This window comes from Yoonia sp., from assembly GCF_036770585.1.
Taxonomy (GTDB): domain Bacteria; phylum Pseudomonadota; class Alphaproteobacteria; order Rhodobacterales; family Rhodobacteraceae; genus Yoonia.
Genome location: NZ_DAIPIW010000052.1, coordinates 1 through 16,673 on the forward strand (window position 1 = coordinate 1; position 16,673 = coordinate 16,673).

Annotated in this window: 13 protein-coding genes; 3 read left to right on the forward strand and 10 right to left on the reverse strand. The window is 63.4% G+C overall.

Going from position 1 to position 16,673, the window contains the following annotated elements:
* Nucleotides 1–32: 32 nt before the first annotated feature.
* The 5 genes from V7N12_RS10010 to V7N12_RS10030 all read right to left on the reverse strand — a co-directional run bounded on the left by V7N12_RS10010 (nucleotide 33) and on the right by V7N12_RS10030 (nucleotide 6,534).
* On the reverse strand, nucleotides 33–1,124 hold the full coding sequence (locus V7N12_RS10010; protein ID WP_333714383.1) for an ABC transporter ATP-binding protein: 1,092 nt from the start codon (nucleotides 1,122–1,124) through the stop codon (nucleotides 33–35).
* An 18-nt stretch (nucleotides 1,125–1,142) separates the two neighbouring features.
* On the reverse strand, nucleotides 1,143–2,759 hold the full coding sequence (locus tag V7N12_RS10015; protein ID WP_333714396.1) for an alpha-glucosidase: 1,617 nt from the start codon (nucleotides 2,757–2,759) through the stop codon (nucleotides 1,143–1,145).
* A gap of 135 nt (nucleotides 2,760–2,894) precedes the next feature.
* On the reverse strand, nucleotides 2,895–4,052 hold the full coding sequence (locus V7N12_RS10020; RefSeq protein ID WP_333714384.1) for a carbohydrate ABC transporter permease: 1,158 nt from the start codon (nucleotides 4,050–4,052) through the stop codon (nucleotides 2,895–2,897).
* Nucleotides 4,052–5,059, reverse strand: coding sequence for a carbohydrate ABC transporter permease (locus V7N12_RS10025; RefSeq protein ID WP_333714385.1), 1,008 nt, complete (start codon nucleotides 5,057–5,059; stop codon nucleotides 4,052–4,054). Before V7N12_RS10025 ends, V7N12_RS10020 begins: the two co-directional genes overlap by 1 nt.
* A gap of 116 nt (nucleotides 5,060–5,175) precedes the next feature.
* Entirely contained in the window at nucleotides 5,176–6,534 is a 1,359-nt protein-coding gene (locus V7N12_RS10030; protein ID WP_333714386.1) for an ABC transporter substrate-binding protein, read from the reverse strand.
* A 280-nt stretch (nucleotides 6,535–6,814) separates the two neighbouring features.
* On the opposite strand from V7N12_RS10030, the gene V7N12_RS10035 reads away from it, so the two are divergent.
* Genes V7N12_RS10035 through V7N12_RS10045 form a run of 3 tightly spaced genes read left to right on the forward strand, consistent with a single transcriptional unit; the run spans nucleotide 6,815 to nucleotide 10,157 of the window.
* Nucleotides 6,815–7,846: a substrate-binding domain-containing protein gene (locus V7N12_RS10035; protein ID WP_333714387.1), complete on the forward strand. Its 1,032-nt coding sequence runs from the start codon at nucleotides 6,815–6,817 to the stop codon at nucleotides 7,844–7,846.
* 4 nt (nucleotides 7,847–7,850) lie between these two features.
* Entirely contained in the window at nucleotides 7,851–9,179 is a 1,329-nt protein-coding gene (locus tag V7N12_RS10040) for a GH1 family beta-glucosidase (RefSeq protein WP_333714388.1), read from the forward strand.
* A 3-nt stretch (nucleotides 9,180–9,182) separates the two neighbouring features.
* Complete coding sequence (locus tag V7N12_RS10045) at nucleotides 9,183–10,157, forward strand: glucokinase (RefSeq protein WP_333714389.1); 975 nt, start codon at nucleotides 9,183–9,185, stop codon at nucleotides 10,155–10,157.
* An 11-nt stretch (nucleotides 10,158–10,168) separates the two neighbouring features.
* Here V7N12_RS10045 and V7N12_RS10050 read toward each other — a convergent pair whose 3' ends face one another.
* From V7N12_RS10050 to V7N12_RS10070, 5 genes are all read right to left on the reverse strand, one after another.
* On the reverse strand, nucleotides 10,169–12,481 hold the full coding sequence (locus tag V7N12_RS10050; RefSeq protein WP_333714390.1) for an ATP-binding protein: 2,313 nt from the start codon (nucleotides 12,479–12,481) through the stop codon (nucleotides 10,169–10,171).
* Nucleotides 12,482–12,564: 83 nt separating this feature from the next.
* A complete protein-coding gene (locus V7N12_RS10055) occupies nucleotides 12,565–13,719 on the reverse strand; it encodes an RsmB/NOP family class I SAM-dependent RNA methyltransferase (protein ID WP_333714391.1) in 1,155 nt (384 codons plus the stop codon).
* Between the two features lie 3 nt (nucleotides 13,720–13,722).
* Nucleotides 13,723–15,171, reverse strand: coding sequence for an IMP dehydrogenase (gene guaB / locus V7N12_RS10060; protein WP_333714392.1), 1,449 nt, complete (start codon nucleotides 15,169–15,171; stop codon nucleotides 13,723–13,725).
* An 84-nt stretch (nucleotides 15,172–15,255) separates the two neighbouring features.
* Nucleotides 15,256–15,537 (reverse strand): DUF6525 family protein, encoded by a 282-nt coding sequence (locus V7N12_RS10065; protein WP_333714393.1) that lies wholly within the window; start codon nucleotides 15,535–15,537, stop codon nucleotides 15,256–15,258.
* Nucleotides 15,534–16,673 (reverse strand): GTP-binding protein (locus V7N12_RS10070; RefSeq protein WP_333714394.1); only part of this gene is annotated, 1,140 nt, incomplete at its 5' end. The genes V7N12_RS10070 and V7N12_RS10065, both read right to left, overlap by 4 nt.

A 16,673-nucleotide genomic window follows, 5' to 3' on the forward strand; every position in this document is an offset into this window, starting at 1 on the left:
AGCGGCGTTTTCGTTGCGGGAGGCAGGTTAGCTTACCGATAGTAAAGCGACTGCCCGTTGTGGAAGACCTGCACCTTGGCTGGTGCCGCCTTCATCCGCACCGCCTTGCCGCGCAGGTCGGCGTGGATGCCCGGCAGCTTGCCGATCACCGCGTCATTGTCGCCGACCTTGTCGAAATAAAGCAGCGTCACCTCGCCCAGAGCCTCGGTGATGTTCACCTTGCCCTCGAAGGCGTAGTCATCGCCCTCGGTCTCGATCATGTCCTCGGGGCGGATGCCGACATTCACCTTCAGGCCCATATCGGCTTCGGTCGTGGGCACGGCCGATTTGGTCGTGCAGCCACCGGCCAGCTTGATCGTCGTCTCGGCCCCCGTGCCGACGATCTCGCCCGCCAGCAGGTTCATCGCGGGCGAGCCGATGAATTGCGCCACAAATTCATTCTCGGGGCGCTCATAAAGTTCCAGAGGCGAGCCGACCTGCGCGATGCCCTTGTTGGCCAGCACCACGATGCGGGTCGCCAGTGTCATCGCCTCGACCTGGTCATGGGTCACATAGATCATCGTGCTGTCGGGCATCGATTCCTTGAGCTGCGCGATCTCGATCCGTGTCGCCACGCGCAGCGCGGCGTCGAGGTTCGACAGCGGCTCGTCGAAGAGATAGACCTTGGGGTCGCGCACGATCGACCGGCCAATCGCCACACGCTGGCGCTGACCACCCGAAAGCGCCTTGGGCAGACGGTCAAGATACTCGTCCAGTTGCAGGATCTGGGCGGCGCGGTTCACCGCCTCGTCGATCTCGGCCTGCGATTTCTTGGCCAGCTTCAGCGCGAAGGACATGTTGTCCTTCACCGTCATGTGCGGATAGAGCGCGTAGGACTGGAACACCATCGCGATGCCGCGCTGTGCGGGCGGGACATCGTTCACCACGACGCCATCGATTTCCAATGTGCCACCGGTGATCTTCTCCAGCCCCGCGATCATGCGCAAAAGCGTGGACTTCCCGCAGCCCGAAGGCCCAACAAAGACGATCAGCTCGCCCTTCTTGATGTCGAGGTCGATATGTTTAAGGACATCGACGGTGCCCCCATATGTCTTGGCGACATCCGTCAGTTTCAGATCAGCCATGTGGTCCCTCCCTCAGAATCATAGCTTGTGCGCAAGGCATACCTGCCACGGCCCGAAGTGCAGTCTCCCGTCTGCAGATGGTTGTGCGCTGCCCAGTTCGGCCCCGATCGGCGTCCATTCGCCTGCGGGCAGATCGAAGTCGGACGGCGTATCGCTGACATTGAAGGCGCAGAGGATTTCCTGCGCGCCATGGGTCCGCGTGAAATAGACGACATCGCCATAGGATTTGATGGCGCTGTGACCACCGATGCTCAGCGCCTCATGCGACCGCCGGAAGGCGATGGCCTTGCGGTAGTGATGGATCAGCGCGCCGGGGTCGTCTTCCTGCACGGCGGCGGCCATGTGCAGATGCTCGGACGAGACCGGCAACCACGGCTTGGCCGTCGAAAAACCGCCGTTCTGGTTGCTGGGTTCCCAGACCATCGGCGTCCGGCAGCCGTCGCGGCCCTTGTATTCGGGCCAGAACTGGATGCCGTAAGGGTCTTGCAGATCCTCGAAGGCCACATCCGCCTCGGGCAGGCCCAACTCTTCGCCCTGATAGAGGCAGACCGACCCGCGCAGGCACATGATCAGCGTGGTGAACATCCGCTGCGCCGCGGGCGTCAGGTTCCAGCGGCTGGCATGGCGCATCACGTCGTGGTTCGAAAACGCCCAGCAGGCCCAGCCTTCGGATGCCTTTTCATCCACCTCGTGCATGACATCGACAATCCGCTTGGCGGTCGGCTGCTCGGCGGCGAGAAACTCGAAAGCATAGCACATCTGCATCAGATCATCGCCGGCCGTATACTGCCCCATGATCTCGAGGCCGCGCTGCGCATCGCCCACCTCGCCCACGGCGGCAGCCCCGAAAGGCTCCATCACGGCGCGCAATTTGCGCAGGAAATCAAGGTTCTCGGGCTGGTTCTTGTCGTAGAGATGTTCCTGATGGTTATAGGGGTTCACCGAGGGCGCGATATTGGCGTTGCGCCTTTCCTTGGGCAAGGGCGGGTTGTCCCGCAACTGCTTGTCGTGAATGTAGAAATTGATCGTATCTAGCCGAAAGCCATCACAGCCACGGTTCAGCCAGAACCGCGCCACATCCAGCAGCGCCTCTTGCACCTGCGGCTCGTGAAAGTTCAGGTCCGGCTGCGAGGTCAGGAAGTTGTGCAGGTAATATTGCTCGCGCCGCGTGTCCCACTGCCAGCCCGACCCGCCGAAGATAGACAGCCAGTTGTTGGGCGGCGTGCCATCGGGCTTGGGGTCGGCCCAGACATACCAGTTGGCCTTGGGATTGTCGCGGGTCGCACGGCTTTCGACGAACCAGGGGTGCTGGTCGCTGGTATGGCTGAGCACAAGGTCGATCATCACGCGGATGCCCAGACGGTGCGCGGTATCCACGACCGCATCAAAGTCGGCCAGCGTTCCGAACATCGGATCGACGTCGCAATAATCGCTGACATCATAGCCGAAGTCCTTCATCGGCGACATGAAGAAGGGCGAGATCCATATCGCATCGACACCCAGCGAGGCGATATAGGGCAAGCGCTGCACGATCCCCAGAAGGTCGCCCACGCCGTCGCCATTGCTGTCCTGAAAGCTGCGCGGGTAGATCTGATAGATCACCGCTCCACGCCACCAGTCGTGGTCAATCGCCATTTCCGTGTGAGGGGCCAAAGCCGTCGTCATCGTCGTCGTTCTTTCCCGTTTTGCGACACGCGTCCCGGACCTGATCCGGGACCTCATTTCGGCCGCGATTGGAGGCCCCGGGTCAAGCCCGGGGCACAAGGTTCACTATTTGACCGAGCCCGCGAGCAAGCCGCGCACAAGGTATTTCTGCATCGCAAAGAAGACCGCCAGCGGCACCGCGATCGACACGAAGGCCGAAGTGGCGAGGATTTCCCAGTCGCCGCCGCGCGTGCCCAGCAGCTCGACGATCTGCTTGGTCATCACCGTGGTCTGACCCGAGGCGTCGATCAGGAACACCAGCGCCACCAGCAGATCGTTCCATGTCCACAGGAACTGGAAGATCGCGAAAGACGCCAGCGCCGGGAAGGACAGCGGCAGGATGATCTTGGTGAAGATCTGAAAGTCCGACGCGCCGTCCACCTTGGCGTTCTCGATGATGTCACGCGGCAGGCCGACCATGTAGTTGCGCAAAAGGTAGATCGCCAAAGGCAGACCAAATCCGGTATGCGCCAGCCAGACCCCCAGGTATCCCTTGCCGATGCCGATCGAATTGTGCAGCGACAAGAGCGGGATCAGCGCCAGTTGCAGCGGCACCACCAGCAACCCGACCACGGCGGCGATCAGAAGCGCCCGCCCCGGAAAATCCATCCAGGCCAGCGCATAGGCCGCGAAGGCCGCAATCAGGATCGGAATGATCGTCGCGGGGATCACGACCGTCAGCGTGTTGAAAAACGCCTTGGCCATCCCTTCCGAGTTGCTCTCGTCGAACAGGACGAACCTGTAGTTGTCCAGCGTGAATTCGGGCGGCGTCACCGCATCCACAAAGACCCGCTGCGCGCGCCCGCTGATCTGATCGTCGTTGCCCTGCCAGATATAGGATCCGTCGGCATTCAGCGTAAAGCTTTCGCCATCGCCCATATCGGCGGTCTCACCGGGTTGAAAGGCACCAAGGTCCCGTGTCGTCAGGCCGAAGCCACGGATTTCACCGCTGAACGCCTCGTCCCCGAACAGGTTTCCCTCGACCACGAAGACACCGGGCGAGATCTCGACCCGGTTGTCGTCGGGCGCAGCGGCGCGGATCTGCAAGGTCTGTTCGGCGGAAAACATCGCCGACCACCAGCCCGAGGCGGTGATCTGGTCACTGGTCCGGAAGGACGACACGAAAAGACCCAGCGTCGGGAACAGCCACAAGACGACCAGTAGGACGACCGAGATATTCAGCGCCCAGACAACGGCGGGCTTCTGTCCAGATATACCATCCATCAGCGCATCTCCTTACGGGCATTGTAGACGTTCCAGACAAGGATCGGCGTCACCATCAGCATGATGATCATCGCCGCAGCCGAGCCCATGCCCCAGTCGTTGGCGCGGAACAGCTTGTCATACATGTAGTTGGCCAGAACCTGAGTCTCCCACTGGCCATTTGTCATCGCGAAGACGATGTCGAAGACCTTGAGGGTCGCAATGGTAATCGTCGTCCAGACCACCACGATCGTGGACATGATCTGCGGGATCTTGATCTTGAAGAAGATCTGGAACGGGTTCGCCCCGTCGATGATCGCCGCCTCGACGGTTTCCTCGGGAATGCCGCGCAGAGCGGCAGAGAGGATCACCATGGCAAAACCGGTCTGGATCCAGATCAGCACGGCCATCAGGAAGAAACTGTTCCAGAAGGGGATTTGCAACCATTGTTTCGGGGTCTCGCCGCCGAAGGTCAGGTAGAGATGGTTCAGGATACCGATCTGCGCCACGTCCACGGGACGGGCCTCGTAGACCAGTTTGAAGATCACCGCCGCACCAACGAAGGAAATCGCCATCGGCATGAAGACGATGGACTTGGCGATATTGCCCCAGCGCAGGCGGTCGGTCAGCTGGGCTGCCAGCAACCCGAAACTCGTCGCCGCGGCCGGCACCACAATCAGCCACAAAACGTTGTTCACCATGGCCTCGCGGAATTTCGGCTCTGCGAACATCCTGGTGTAGTTATCGAACCCGACAAAGGCGTATTGGTTGCCGGGCAACCTTTCCATAAAGCTCAGCCGCAGGGTCGCGAAGACCGGATAGGCCAGATAGAGGCCAAGGGCGAACATCGCCGGAAACAGGAAAATCCAGGGCCGGATCATATTGGCGCGGTTGATGTTGCGCCCCGCGTTCGGCCCAGTGGGTTTGAACAATACCTTGTCGAGCAGCAGGTTGGCCCCGTAGAAGTAGCCGACACAGCCCCCCACACCGACAATGATTGTGATAAGTCCCGCTAATGCTGGATGCATGGCTCCCTCCCCCGCAGCAATCCATCTGACGCAGCCATGAAGGGCCGCGAAGGGTCCGGACGACACAGGGCCGTCCGGACCGATCTTTTATGCGCTCCGATGATCGGAAGGCTGCCTTACTTGATGGCGTCCCAGCTTGTCTGGATCGCATTGGCAACGTCCTCGGCCGATGCACCACCGACAAAGTCGACCATACCGGTCCAGAACGAGCCCGCACCGACAGCACCCGGCATCAGGTCGGAACCGTCAAAGCGGAAGGTGGTCGAGTTCAGCAGGATTTCACCCTGACCGCGCAGCGTCGCATCGGCATAGGCGTCGAGGTTCACACCGGAATGCGGTGTCAGGAAGCCTGTCTGTGCCATCATCACCTCATGCGCCAGCGGCTGCTGGAGGAACTCTATGAAGGCCATCGTGGCGTCGGACGCATTGGTCACCGCCATCAGTGTGCCACCGCCAAGAACCGGGTTGCCCAGATCCTCGGACGCGAAGGATGGGAAGTAGAAGAAGTCCGCATCCACACCGATCTCGACGCCATCAGGCATGAAGGCCGGGATGAAGGACGCCTGCTTGTGCATGTAGCACTGTGGCGGCGAGGTGAAGAGACCGGCAGGGCTGTCGCGGAAGTCGGTCGAACCGACCGCAGCGGACCCGCCTGCAACCATCGCGTCGTTCTTGGCAAAGAAGCCGAAGGTCTCGAGCGCGTTGATCACCTCGGGCGAGTTGAACGGCAGTTCGTTCGTGACCCAGGCGTCATAGGTTTCGGGCGACTGGGTGCGCAGCATGATGTCTTCGATCCAGTCGGTCGCAGGCCAGCCCGTCGCAGGACCCGACCCCAGACCGATGCACCATGGCGTGCCGCCATCGTCGATGATCTGCTCGGACAAAGCGATCAGGTCTTCCATCGTCTCGGGAATGTCGTAGCCCGCGTCCTCGAAGTTTTCGGGCACATACCAGACCAGCGACTTGACGTTCACGTTGTAGAAGAAGCCGTAGAACTGGTTCTCGCCGTTCGCATCGGCGTAGGTGCCCAGATCGACCCAGGACTGACCGGCGGCGTAGTTTTCACCGACCCAAGCGGCCATGTCGTCACCCAGCGGCGCCAGCAGCCCCTGCGAGGCCATGTTCGCGGCCAGACCGGGTTGCGGGAAGACGGCGATGTTCGGCGGGCTGCCGGCTTCGGCGTCGATCACGATCTGCTGCTCGAAGCCATCGGACCCGGTGTAGGTGACATTGGCACCGGTCGCATCGGTGAAATAGGCGATCATCGACCGGAAGATATCGTCTTCGGGGCTCAGCCATGGGCCGAAGACCGTGACGCTCTGACCCGACAGGTCAGGTGCATTGGCCGCCCATTCCGCATAGGCGTCCCAGCTGAACGGGCCTTCGCCCGGAGCAAAGACAAGATGCCCGTCAGCGCTGACAGCGCCAGCCGTCAAGGCAACCGTTGCCGCAGTGGCATACAGTTTCATTTTCATAAGTTTCCTCCCTATGCGCCATCAGGCGCGAGTTCTTCGATACCCAGATGCTAACACATCAAGTAGCACTTTGGAATCAACCTCAAAGCGCTTTGGATACCGCCACATTCCGAGAAATGTTAGCGCCTGTCAATAAAGGTTTAACAAGGGTGACTGGTGAATAAATTGGCTTGGAAATCAGCGGTAATATGATACTGAAACGATTACGCCACCGGCGGTCATGCCGGTTCATCGGCTCTGCCCGTCACTTTTGAAAGCGCTTTGAACGACGCCTGCTGACATGAATTTGAAGGAACTCTCCAAGAATCTCGGGCTCAGCCAGACCACCGTCAGCCGCGCGCTGAACGGCTATCCCGAGGTCAGCGATGCGACGCGCAGACGGGTCGAGGCCGCGGCGAAAGCCTTCAACTACAGCCCCTCCAACCGCGCCAAGGGGCTGGCGACCGGGCGTGCGCTGGCGATCGGCCACGTCATCCCGATTTCGACCCGGCACGAGATGGTAAACCCCGTCTTCGGCGACTTCATCGCAGGTGCGGGCGAAACCTATTCGCGCGAAGGCTACGAGATGGTTCTCGCGGTCGTGGCGGACGCGGATGAACAGAAAGTCTATGACAACATGTGGCGCCGCCGCGCGGTGGACGGGGTCGTCCTGCATGCGCCGCGCATGAACGACGTCCGCATCCCCTACCTGCAGAAGATCGGCATGCCCTTTGCGGTGCACGGCCGCGCCTCGGGGTGCAAGACGCCCTACACATGGCTTGACGTCAACAACCGCCGCGCCTTCGAGCGGGCAACCGATTTCCTGATCGACCTCGGCCACCGCCGGATCGCGCTGGTCAACGGGCTGGAGTATATGGACTTCGCCGACCGCAGGCGCGCGGGCTATGCCTCGGCCCTGATGGCCAAGGATATTCCGGTCGATCCAACGCTGATGGCATCTGGCGAGATGACCGAAGTCTTCGGCTATGAATCGATGCGCTCGATGCTTGGCGCCGCTGATCCGCCCACGGCGGTTCTCTGTTCGTCGCTGGTCAGCGCCCTTGGCGCGCGCCGCGCAATCGAAGAGCGCGGCCTGAAAATGGGCCGGGATGTCTCGGTCGTCACGCATGATGACGTGCTGTCCTACCTGCAAAACGGCGGCGAAACGCCGATCTTCACCGCCACCCGCTCGTCCGTGCGCGAGGCGGGGCGGCGACTGGCGCAAATGCTTCTGGGGCGGATCGCGGCTCCCGAAGGCCCGCACCAGCAGGAATTGCTGGAAGCTGAACTGGTGGTGGGGGATTCGACCGGCCCTGCCCCGCGAAAGGACTGAAACCATGGACTTCAAACGCACCGACTTCCCCGAGGGCTTTCTCTTCGGGGCCGCGACCGCTGCCTACCAGATCGAAGGCCACAGCTACGGCGGCGCGGGCCCGACCCATTGGGACACCTTCGCCAAGGGCCCCGGCAATGTCGTCCGCGCCGAGGACGGGGCCATCGCCTGCGACCACTACCACCGCTACGCCGAGGACCTCGATCTTCTGCAAGACGGCAATTTCGACGCCTACCGCTTTTCGACAAGCTGGGCGCGGGTCATGCCGGACGGGCGGACAGTCAATGCGCAGGGTCTCGACTTTTACGACCGTCTGGTCGATGCCATGCTGGCGCGCGGGCTGAAACCCTTTCAGACGCTCTATCACTGGGAACTGCCAGCGGCGCTGGCCGACAAGGGCGGCTGGATGAACCGCGACACCTGCGCGGCCTTCGGGGATTTCGTCGATGTGATCACCGACCGGATCGGCGACCGGGTGGAGACCATAGCGACCATCAACGAACCGTGGTGCGTGTCCTATCTGTCTCATTTCCTGGGGCATCACGCGCCGGGCCTGCGCGACATCCGCGCCACCGCCCGCGCGATGCACCATATCAACCTTGCCCATGGGATCGGCCTGTCGCGGCTGCGCGCCAAGGGGATGACCAACTGCGGCGTGGTGCTGAACTTCGCCCATGTCGAGGCGAGCGACGACACCCCAGCCGCCCGAACGGCCGCGACCACCGCCGACGCGATCTTCAACCGCTGGTTCATCGAAGCCATCACCAAAGGCACCTACCCCAAAGAGGCGCTGGCAGGTCTCGCACCGCATATGCCCGCCAACTGGCAGGACGATATGGCGCAGATCAGCCAGCCGATGGATTTTCTGGGGGTGAATTACTATACCCGCAACCTCTTTGGCGCCGACCCCGATGGCGTCTGGCCGCATATCGCAGGCCAGGAAGGCCCCGGCGAGAAGACCCAGATGGGCTGGGAGATCTTCCCCAAAGGCCTGCATGCCACGCTGACCCGCATGGCCCGCGACTATGTCGGCGACATGCCGATCTATGTGACCGAGAACGGCATGGCATGGGCGGACGAGGTCGAAAACGGCGCGGTCTACGATCAGGTGCGTCTCAAGTTCGCCTCCGACCATATCCTTGCCGCAAAGCAGGCCATCGCGGATGGCGCGAATGTGCGGGGCTTCTTCTACTGGTCGCTTCTGGACAATTACGAATGGGCTTTCGGCTATGAAAAGCGGTTCGGCATGGTCCATGTGGACTTCGAGACCTTGAAGCGCACGCCCAAAGCGTCCTATCACGCGCTCAAATCCGCGATTGCCCGCAAGGACTAAGCCATGGCCCACCCCAAAAACACCTATTCGCTGGTCGCCGATATCGGCGGCACGAATACCCGCGTCGCTTTGGCCGAAGGGCGGCGGCTCGTCGATGGCACGATCCGGCGCTACGCCAACACGCAATTTCCCGGGCTTGAATCCGTCCTGCGGCAATACATCGAGGACGAGGGCGGCGTGGACCCGATCGCCGCCTGCATCGCCGTGGCCGGTCCGGTCCGCGAGGGGCGCGCGACGATGACCAATCTCGACTGGGCGATGGACAAGGACACGCTCGCCCGCGCCACCAGGGCCGAGACCGTGGCGATCCTGAATGACCTTCAGGCGCAGGGGCACGCGCTGGGATATATCGATCCCGCCAATATCCGCACCGTTCTGGCCGGACCCGACGACCGCGCGACCGCCGCCAAACTGGTCATCGGCGTGGGCACCGGCTTCAATGCCGCCCCGGTCTTCGATCTTGACCATGGCCGCGTCGTGACACCCTCGGAAAGCGGCCATGCCAACCTGCCGATCCGCAACGAGCTGGAATTGCGGCTTTGCAACTACGTCTCGACCGCGCACGGGTTTCCGGCGGTCGAGGATGTGCTCTCGGGGCGCGGGCTGGAACGGGTCTATGCCTTTCTGGGACAAGAGGCCGAGGATCCCAGGGAACTGGCCGCCAAGGACATCATGGCCGCGCTGGACGATGACACGGACCCGCGCGCGGTGGCCGCAGCCCAGCTTTTCACCCGCATTCTGGGCACGGTCTGCGGCAATCTCGCGCTGATCCAACTGCCCTTCGGCGGGGTCTATCTGGCAGGCGGCGTCGCCCGCGCCTTTGCCCCGCATCTGGGCACCTTCGGCTTTGGCGAGGCGTTCCGCGACAAGGGCCGCTTTGCGGGGTTCATGGGCAATTTCGCCGTCCATGTGATCGAAGACGACTATGCCGCGCTTACAGGTTCGGCGGCGCATCTGGTGGCGCTGACGCAGGGTTAGCCGGCCCTGCCTCAGGCGTCCTCCGGCTCGCGCAGAAGCTGGGACTGCACGGTCCGGGTCAGCGCGTTCAGCGAAAACGGCTTGGGCAGGAAGACCGCGTTCGAAATCGGTTCCTCGCCGTCCTCGAAGGCATCCTCGGGGTAGCCGGATACGAAGACGACCTTGGTTTCGGGCCGCTGACCCAGCGCCTGCCGCACCCATGTCGGCCCATCCATGCCCGGCATGATCACATCGGTGACGAAGACATCGACGTGCAGGTCACCCGCTGCCAGCATATCCAGCGCCGCCTCGGCGCAATCGGCCTCGAGGACGGTATAGCCCTTCAGCCGCAACGCGCGCGAGGCAAAGGCCCGCACCGGTGCCTCATCCTCGACCAGCAGGACAACGCCGTCGGCCGGGTGGCCAAGCTGCGGCGCATTGGCGGCGGGCGGCAGGCCCACGGCCTTGGGAAGATCGGTCTTTTGCTGCGGAAAGAGCAGCGAAAAGGTGGTGCCCTTGCCCAGTTCGCTTTCCACGAAGACGAAGCCGCCGGTCTGTTTGACGATGCCGTAGACCGTTGACAGGCCAAGGCCCGTCCCCTCGCCGGTGCGCTTGGTGGTGTAGAAGGGCTCGAAGATCTTGGTCAGCTTGTCGGGCGGGATCCCGCAGCCCTTGTCGATGACATTGACGACCACGTAGTCCCCGGGCGGCACCTCGGCGCGGTCCTTGCGCATGACCGAGGCAAGGGTCATGTTGTTGGTCACCACGCGGATTTCGCCCGCCCCCTGCATCGCATCGCGGGCATTGACCACAAGGTTCATCAGCACCTGTTCCAACTGGCGCCGGTCTGCGCGGATCGGTCCCAGCAGCGTGTCGTGTTCCAGCGTCAGGCGCACTTTCTCGCCCACCAGCCGGTTCAGAAGATGCGTCAGATGCGCCAGCGTTTCGCGCACGTCGATGATCTCGAGCTGCAGGTTCTGCTTGCGCGAAAACGCCAGAAGCTGTCCGACAAGTCCCGCCGCGCGATTCGAGTTCTGGTGGATCTGGATCAGGTCCGCATAGTCCTGATGCCCCTCGTCATGGCGCAGCAGCAGAAGGTCGCAATGGCCGGAAATCGCCGTCAGCAGGTTGTTGAAGTCATGCGCCACCCCGCCCGCAAGCTGGCCGATGGCCTGCATCTTCTGGCTTTGCACGAATTGCGCTTCGAGCGTTTTCAGTTCCGTCACGTCGTTGAGCACCGCAATCAGATGGCGGTCGTCGCCGGTGTCGGCAGCGCTGAGGGTGACCTGAACGAAGGTCTCGCGGTTTTCGCCACGGCCACGCAGGAATTCCGACACATGCATCCCCTGCCCGCGCACCGCCTCTGACAGCCAGTCGTTGATCGGGCGGCCCGGCCCTTCGAGAACGTCCGCCAGACGCCGCCCCTCGGACGCCGGGATCTGCAGCAGCTTGCGCGCCTCGCGGTTGGATGCCGCCAGACGCCCGTCTTCGGTCACCTTCAACAGCGGCACCGGCAGATCTTCGATCGTGTCCCATTCCGGCGCGCGCGGCGGCATCGCCGCAGGACGGGTCAAAAGGATGATGCGGTCCCCCTCTGCCCCTGCGGCGGGAAAGGTGCTGCACAGGTAGTCCTGCAATCCGGCCTGCGTCCTGACGGCGGCAATCTTGCCGTCCGTCACCTCTGATGCGTCCAGAATCGCGCTGATTTGCGTCGGGGTCTCGCCAAGAAGATCGGTCAGCGCATCGTTCGCCGCAAGCACCGCGCCCTGCCCGTCCCCGATCATGGCGGGCAGCCCCACGGGCAGCCGGGGAACGTCAAGCGACGGCTGGGCGGGGGTGCAGGTCCAGAGCAGGCAATCGGGGCTGACGGTGCGCAGGCTGAAGCGGTATTGGCCCGCCGTCGCCTCGGCCGGGTCCATCGGGCCGGCAAGCCCGCAGGCCGTGTCGGTCAATTGGCTGAAAACGCGCGCAGGCTCTGCCAGAGTGCCGGCAAAGACCGTGTCCATATCGGCGGCAATGGCCGCCCCAAAGACCATCGCCGCGCCGCGGCTGGCACCTGCAACCCTGCGGTGCCTGTCGGTGACAAAGCAGATCTCATCGCATAACGCGATGGCCGCCGCCGCCACACGGCGACTGACCGCCGCCTGATGGCGATAGATGCGATGGGCCGCAAGACCCGCAAGCACCGCCAGCAGAAAGACCAGGGCGAAGGCCGCAATCGTGTCTAGGGCATGCGTTTCGTCCAGCCCGCCGGTAATCGCGGCACCACCGAAGGCGGCCAGCACAAGCAACCAGACCAAAGACCGCAGGCGAGACGCACCAAGACTGACTAATTTATGACGCACAGGCCTTCCCCGGACAGACACTTCACCCAACCGCAGAAAGGTTAACGCAATCCTAACGGATCATGGATTTGAGGAAGAATCAATCACAAGTTGCGTCTCAGGATCGCCAGAAAAAAGCCGTCTCCCTCGGCGTCGGGCAGTCGGGTCTGCTGAAAGACGACACCCCAATCGGGAAAGGCGGAACAGAAGGCCGCTATCCTTGCGTCATTCTCGCAAGTCAGGACCGAACAGGTCGCATAGGCAAGGACTCCGTCGCTGCCCACCAGAGCTTGCACTGCGGCAAGAACGTCATCCTGAGACCGCAAAAGCTGATCGAGGCTACCTTGCGTCAATCGCCACTTGGCATCCGGTGTCCGCCGCCATGTGCCCGACCCCGAACAGGGCGCGTCGCAGAACACCAGATCATAGGGCGCGTGATCCGCGACAGCAGCACTCTCGACCATGCTGATCGTCACCCCTGCCCGCGCCGCACGGGCGGGCAGATCCCGCATCCGCGCCGGGGCGATGTCATGGGCATGGACCTTCGCGGTGCATAGATCCGCAATCGCCAGCGCCTTGCCGCCGCCGCCTGCACAATAGTCAAGAACCCGCTCCGCCTGCGCCAGGGGCAAGAGCCCCACCGCCCATTGCGAGGCCGCATCCTGCAGCTCGACCAGCCCGGTCTGATAGGCCCTGGCTGTCTTGACGCGCCGCGCGTTGCCGGTGACCTGCAACGCCGATGCCAGCTGCGGATGGGGCGCCGTCTCGATCCCTTCGGCGGCCAAGGCCGCTGCCGCCTGCGCCCGCGTGCCGCGCCGCAGATTGACCCGCAAGAACACCGGCGCGCGTTCTTGCAGGACATGCGCGACATGCAGGGCGTCAGCCCCAAGGCTTTCCTCCCATAGGGGCCAGAGCCAGTCTGGGATATCACAGGCGATGGGACCGGGCGGCCAGTCCAGCAAGACGATCTCGGAGGGGTCAGGCTTGGCGGGGGCGTGCCCCTCGCCGGAAAACAGCGCGGCGATGTCCCACTCCTTGCGCATCGCAAGCTGCAGCATCAGGCTGCGCCCGTCGCCATCCCCCAAGGTCCGGCGCGACCGCAGCACATCGAAGACATGATCGCGCACCGCCGCACGGTCGCCGGACCCGGCAAAGCGGCTGGCCCGCGCCCAGCCCGTCAGCGCCTGTTCGGCGGGCGCACCTGCACGGATCGCATCGAGGATCCCGATCGCCGCGGCAATCCGAGCACCGGGCGTCATGGCCTATCCGATCCGGTAGTTGGGGCTTTCGCGGGTGATCTGCACGTCATGCACATGGCTTTCCTTCAGCCCCGCGCCGGTGATCTTGACGAAAGTGCAGTTCTTGCGCATCTCGGCGACCGTCGCGCAGCCGGTATAGCCCATCGCGGCGCGCAACCCGCCGACCAACTGGTGGATCACCGTATGGGCAGAGCCTTTGTAGGGCACCTGCCCCTCGATCCCTTCCGGCACCAGCTTGTCGCTGGCAGCCTCTTTCTGAAAATACCGGTCGGCGGATCCGCTGGCCATCGCACCAAGGCTGCCCATCCCGCGATAGGATTTGAACGACCGGCCCTGATAGAGGATCACCTCGCCGGGGCTTTCGTCGGTGCCCGCGATCATGCTGCCGACCATCGCACAAGAGGCCCCCGCCGCAATCGCCTTGGCGAAATCGCCCGAGAACTTGATGCCGCCGTCGGCGATCACCGGCACATCGCCCGCGCCGGCGACCGAATCCATGATCGCCGTCAGCTGCGGCACACCGACGCCTGCGACCATGCGCGTGGTGCAGATGGACCCCGGACCGATGCCGACCTTCACCGCATCCGCCCCCGCACCGATCAGCGCGCGCGCGGCCTCGGCCGTGGCGATATTGCCCGCGACGATCTGCACCGCGTTCGACAGCGTCCTGACCCGCTCGACCGCTTGCGAGACCCCCTCGGAATGACCATGGGCGGTATCGATCACGATCATGTCGACGCCTGCATCGATCAGCGCCTGACTGCGTTCGAACCCCGCATCGCCGACACCCGTGGCCGCCGCGACCCGCAAACGGCCGAGGTGATCCTTGCAGGCCATCGGGTTCAGCACCGCCTGTTCGCTGTCCTTCAGCGTCAGAAGGCCGGTCAGCTTGCCGGTCTTGTCGGTGATCAGCAGCTTCTCGATCCGCCGCGCCTGCATCAGCGAGCGCGCCTCGTCGAGATCGGCGGGTTCCTGCAACATCGCCAGATTCTCGGTCGTCATCATCACGCTGACGGGGGTGTTGTCGTCCTGCGCAAAGCGCATGTCGCGGTTGGTGACGATGCCGACGATCTTGCCGTCCGCGCCCACCACCGGAAAGCCGGTGATGCGGTAACGCTCCATCAGGGCCTTGGCGTCGGCCAGCGTCTGGTCGGGGCGCAGCGTCACGGGGTTGTAGACCGTGCCCGAGACAAAACGCTTGACCCGCCGGATTTCCTTGGCCTGTTCGTCGACCGACAGGTTCTTGTGCACCACACCCATGCCGCCCGCCTGCGCCATGGCAATCGCCATGCGGCTTTCGGTCACCGTGTCCATGGCCGAGGACAACAGCGGGATGTTCAGCTTGATCGATTTGGTGACATAGGTGGACGTATCCGCCGTCGAGGGCAGCACGGCCGAGGCCCCCGGGACCAGCAATACATCATCAAAGGTAAGTGCCTCGCGAATCTCCATCAACCTGTCTCCTGTGGCGTGGGTGCGTTGGCACGTCCCTATTGCATGGATGGCGGATGGGGGAAAGGGGCTAAGCGCCAATCCTCAGGAGGTGATCCTTGCGCGCGCCAGCGTGCGGCTTTGGGCGGCAGCCAAGGCCGCAAGCGTCTCGGCCTCGCTCAGCCCCTTGGCGCGGCACCTCTGCCAGATGCGCAAGGCCGACTGCGGCGACCATGGTAGCGCGGCAGCGGCAAGCCAGCCGCGCAAGGCAGGCGGCAGCCGGTCATAGACCGCCATCGGATCACGCGCCCGCCGCTTGCGCCGCAGGCCGGTTTCGCCAAGGTTGCGTCTTGTCGCATGACGCGAGGCAAGGGCAGCGAGCGTCACGCCGCCGTCCCGGACCGCGCCCAACGCGGGAAAGGATCGGGGTAATCGGGCAGATCATCCGGCCCCGTCGTGGCCCCTGCGGGCACCAGACAGGCATCGAGCCGCGCTTTCAGCGCAGGCCAGTCGATCCCCGCCCCGATGAAGACGATCTCTTGCCGCCGATCCCCCCAAGGCTCTTGCCAATGGGCCTGCATATAGGCGCGGGCGGTGTCGTTCTGCGGCTGGCGCGCGGGCGGGACCGCGGCCCACCATGTGCCCAGCGGCTTGACGCTGGACAATGCACCGGCCAGCGAATACTCGGCCACCCAGTCCGGCCGCGTCGCGATCCAGAAATGCCCCTTGGCGCGGATCACACCGGGCATCGGCCCGTTCAGCACCGCAAGGATACTTTCGGGAACGAAAGGCAAACGGGCGCGGTAGACGAAGGAGGCGACCCCGTATTCCTCGGTCTCGGGCACGTGATCGGCAAAGCCGTAAAGCTCTTTCGCCCACATCGGATGCTCATGCGCCTTCTCGAAATCAAACAGCCCTGTATCGAGGATCTTTTGCGCCGCCACGACCGATTGATCGGTCTCGATGATCTCGGCATCGGCATTGAGACTGCGGATGATCTTGCGCGCGGCATCCACCTTTTCGGGACCCGCATCGCTGACCTTGTTCAGAATCACGACATCGGCGAATTCGATCTGGTCGGTCAGAAGATGCACCAGCGTGCGCTCGTCCGCCTCGCCCATCGTCTCGCCCCGATCGCTCAGAAAGTCGTGCGAGGCGTAGTCATTCAGCAAATTCACCGCATCGACAACAGTGACCATTGTATCAAGGCGTGCCACATCCGACAGGCTGTCGCCGTTCTCGTCGCGGAAATCGAAGGTGGCAGCCACCGGCAGCGGCTCGGAAATCCCTGTCGATTCGATCAGCAGGTAGTCGAACCGCCCTTCCCCCGCGAGCCGGCGCACCTCGGCCAGCAGATCATCGCGCAGCGTGCAGCAGATGCAGCCGTTGGACATCTCTACCAGCGTCTCGTCGGTGCGGCTGAGTTCGGTATCCGCGCGCACCAGATCGGCGTCGATGTTCACTTCGGACATGTCATTGACGATCACGGCCACACGCCGCCCCTCGCGGTTGTTCAGCACCCG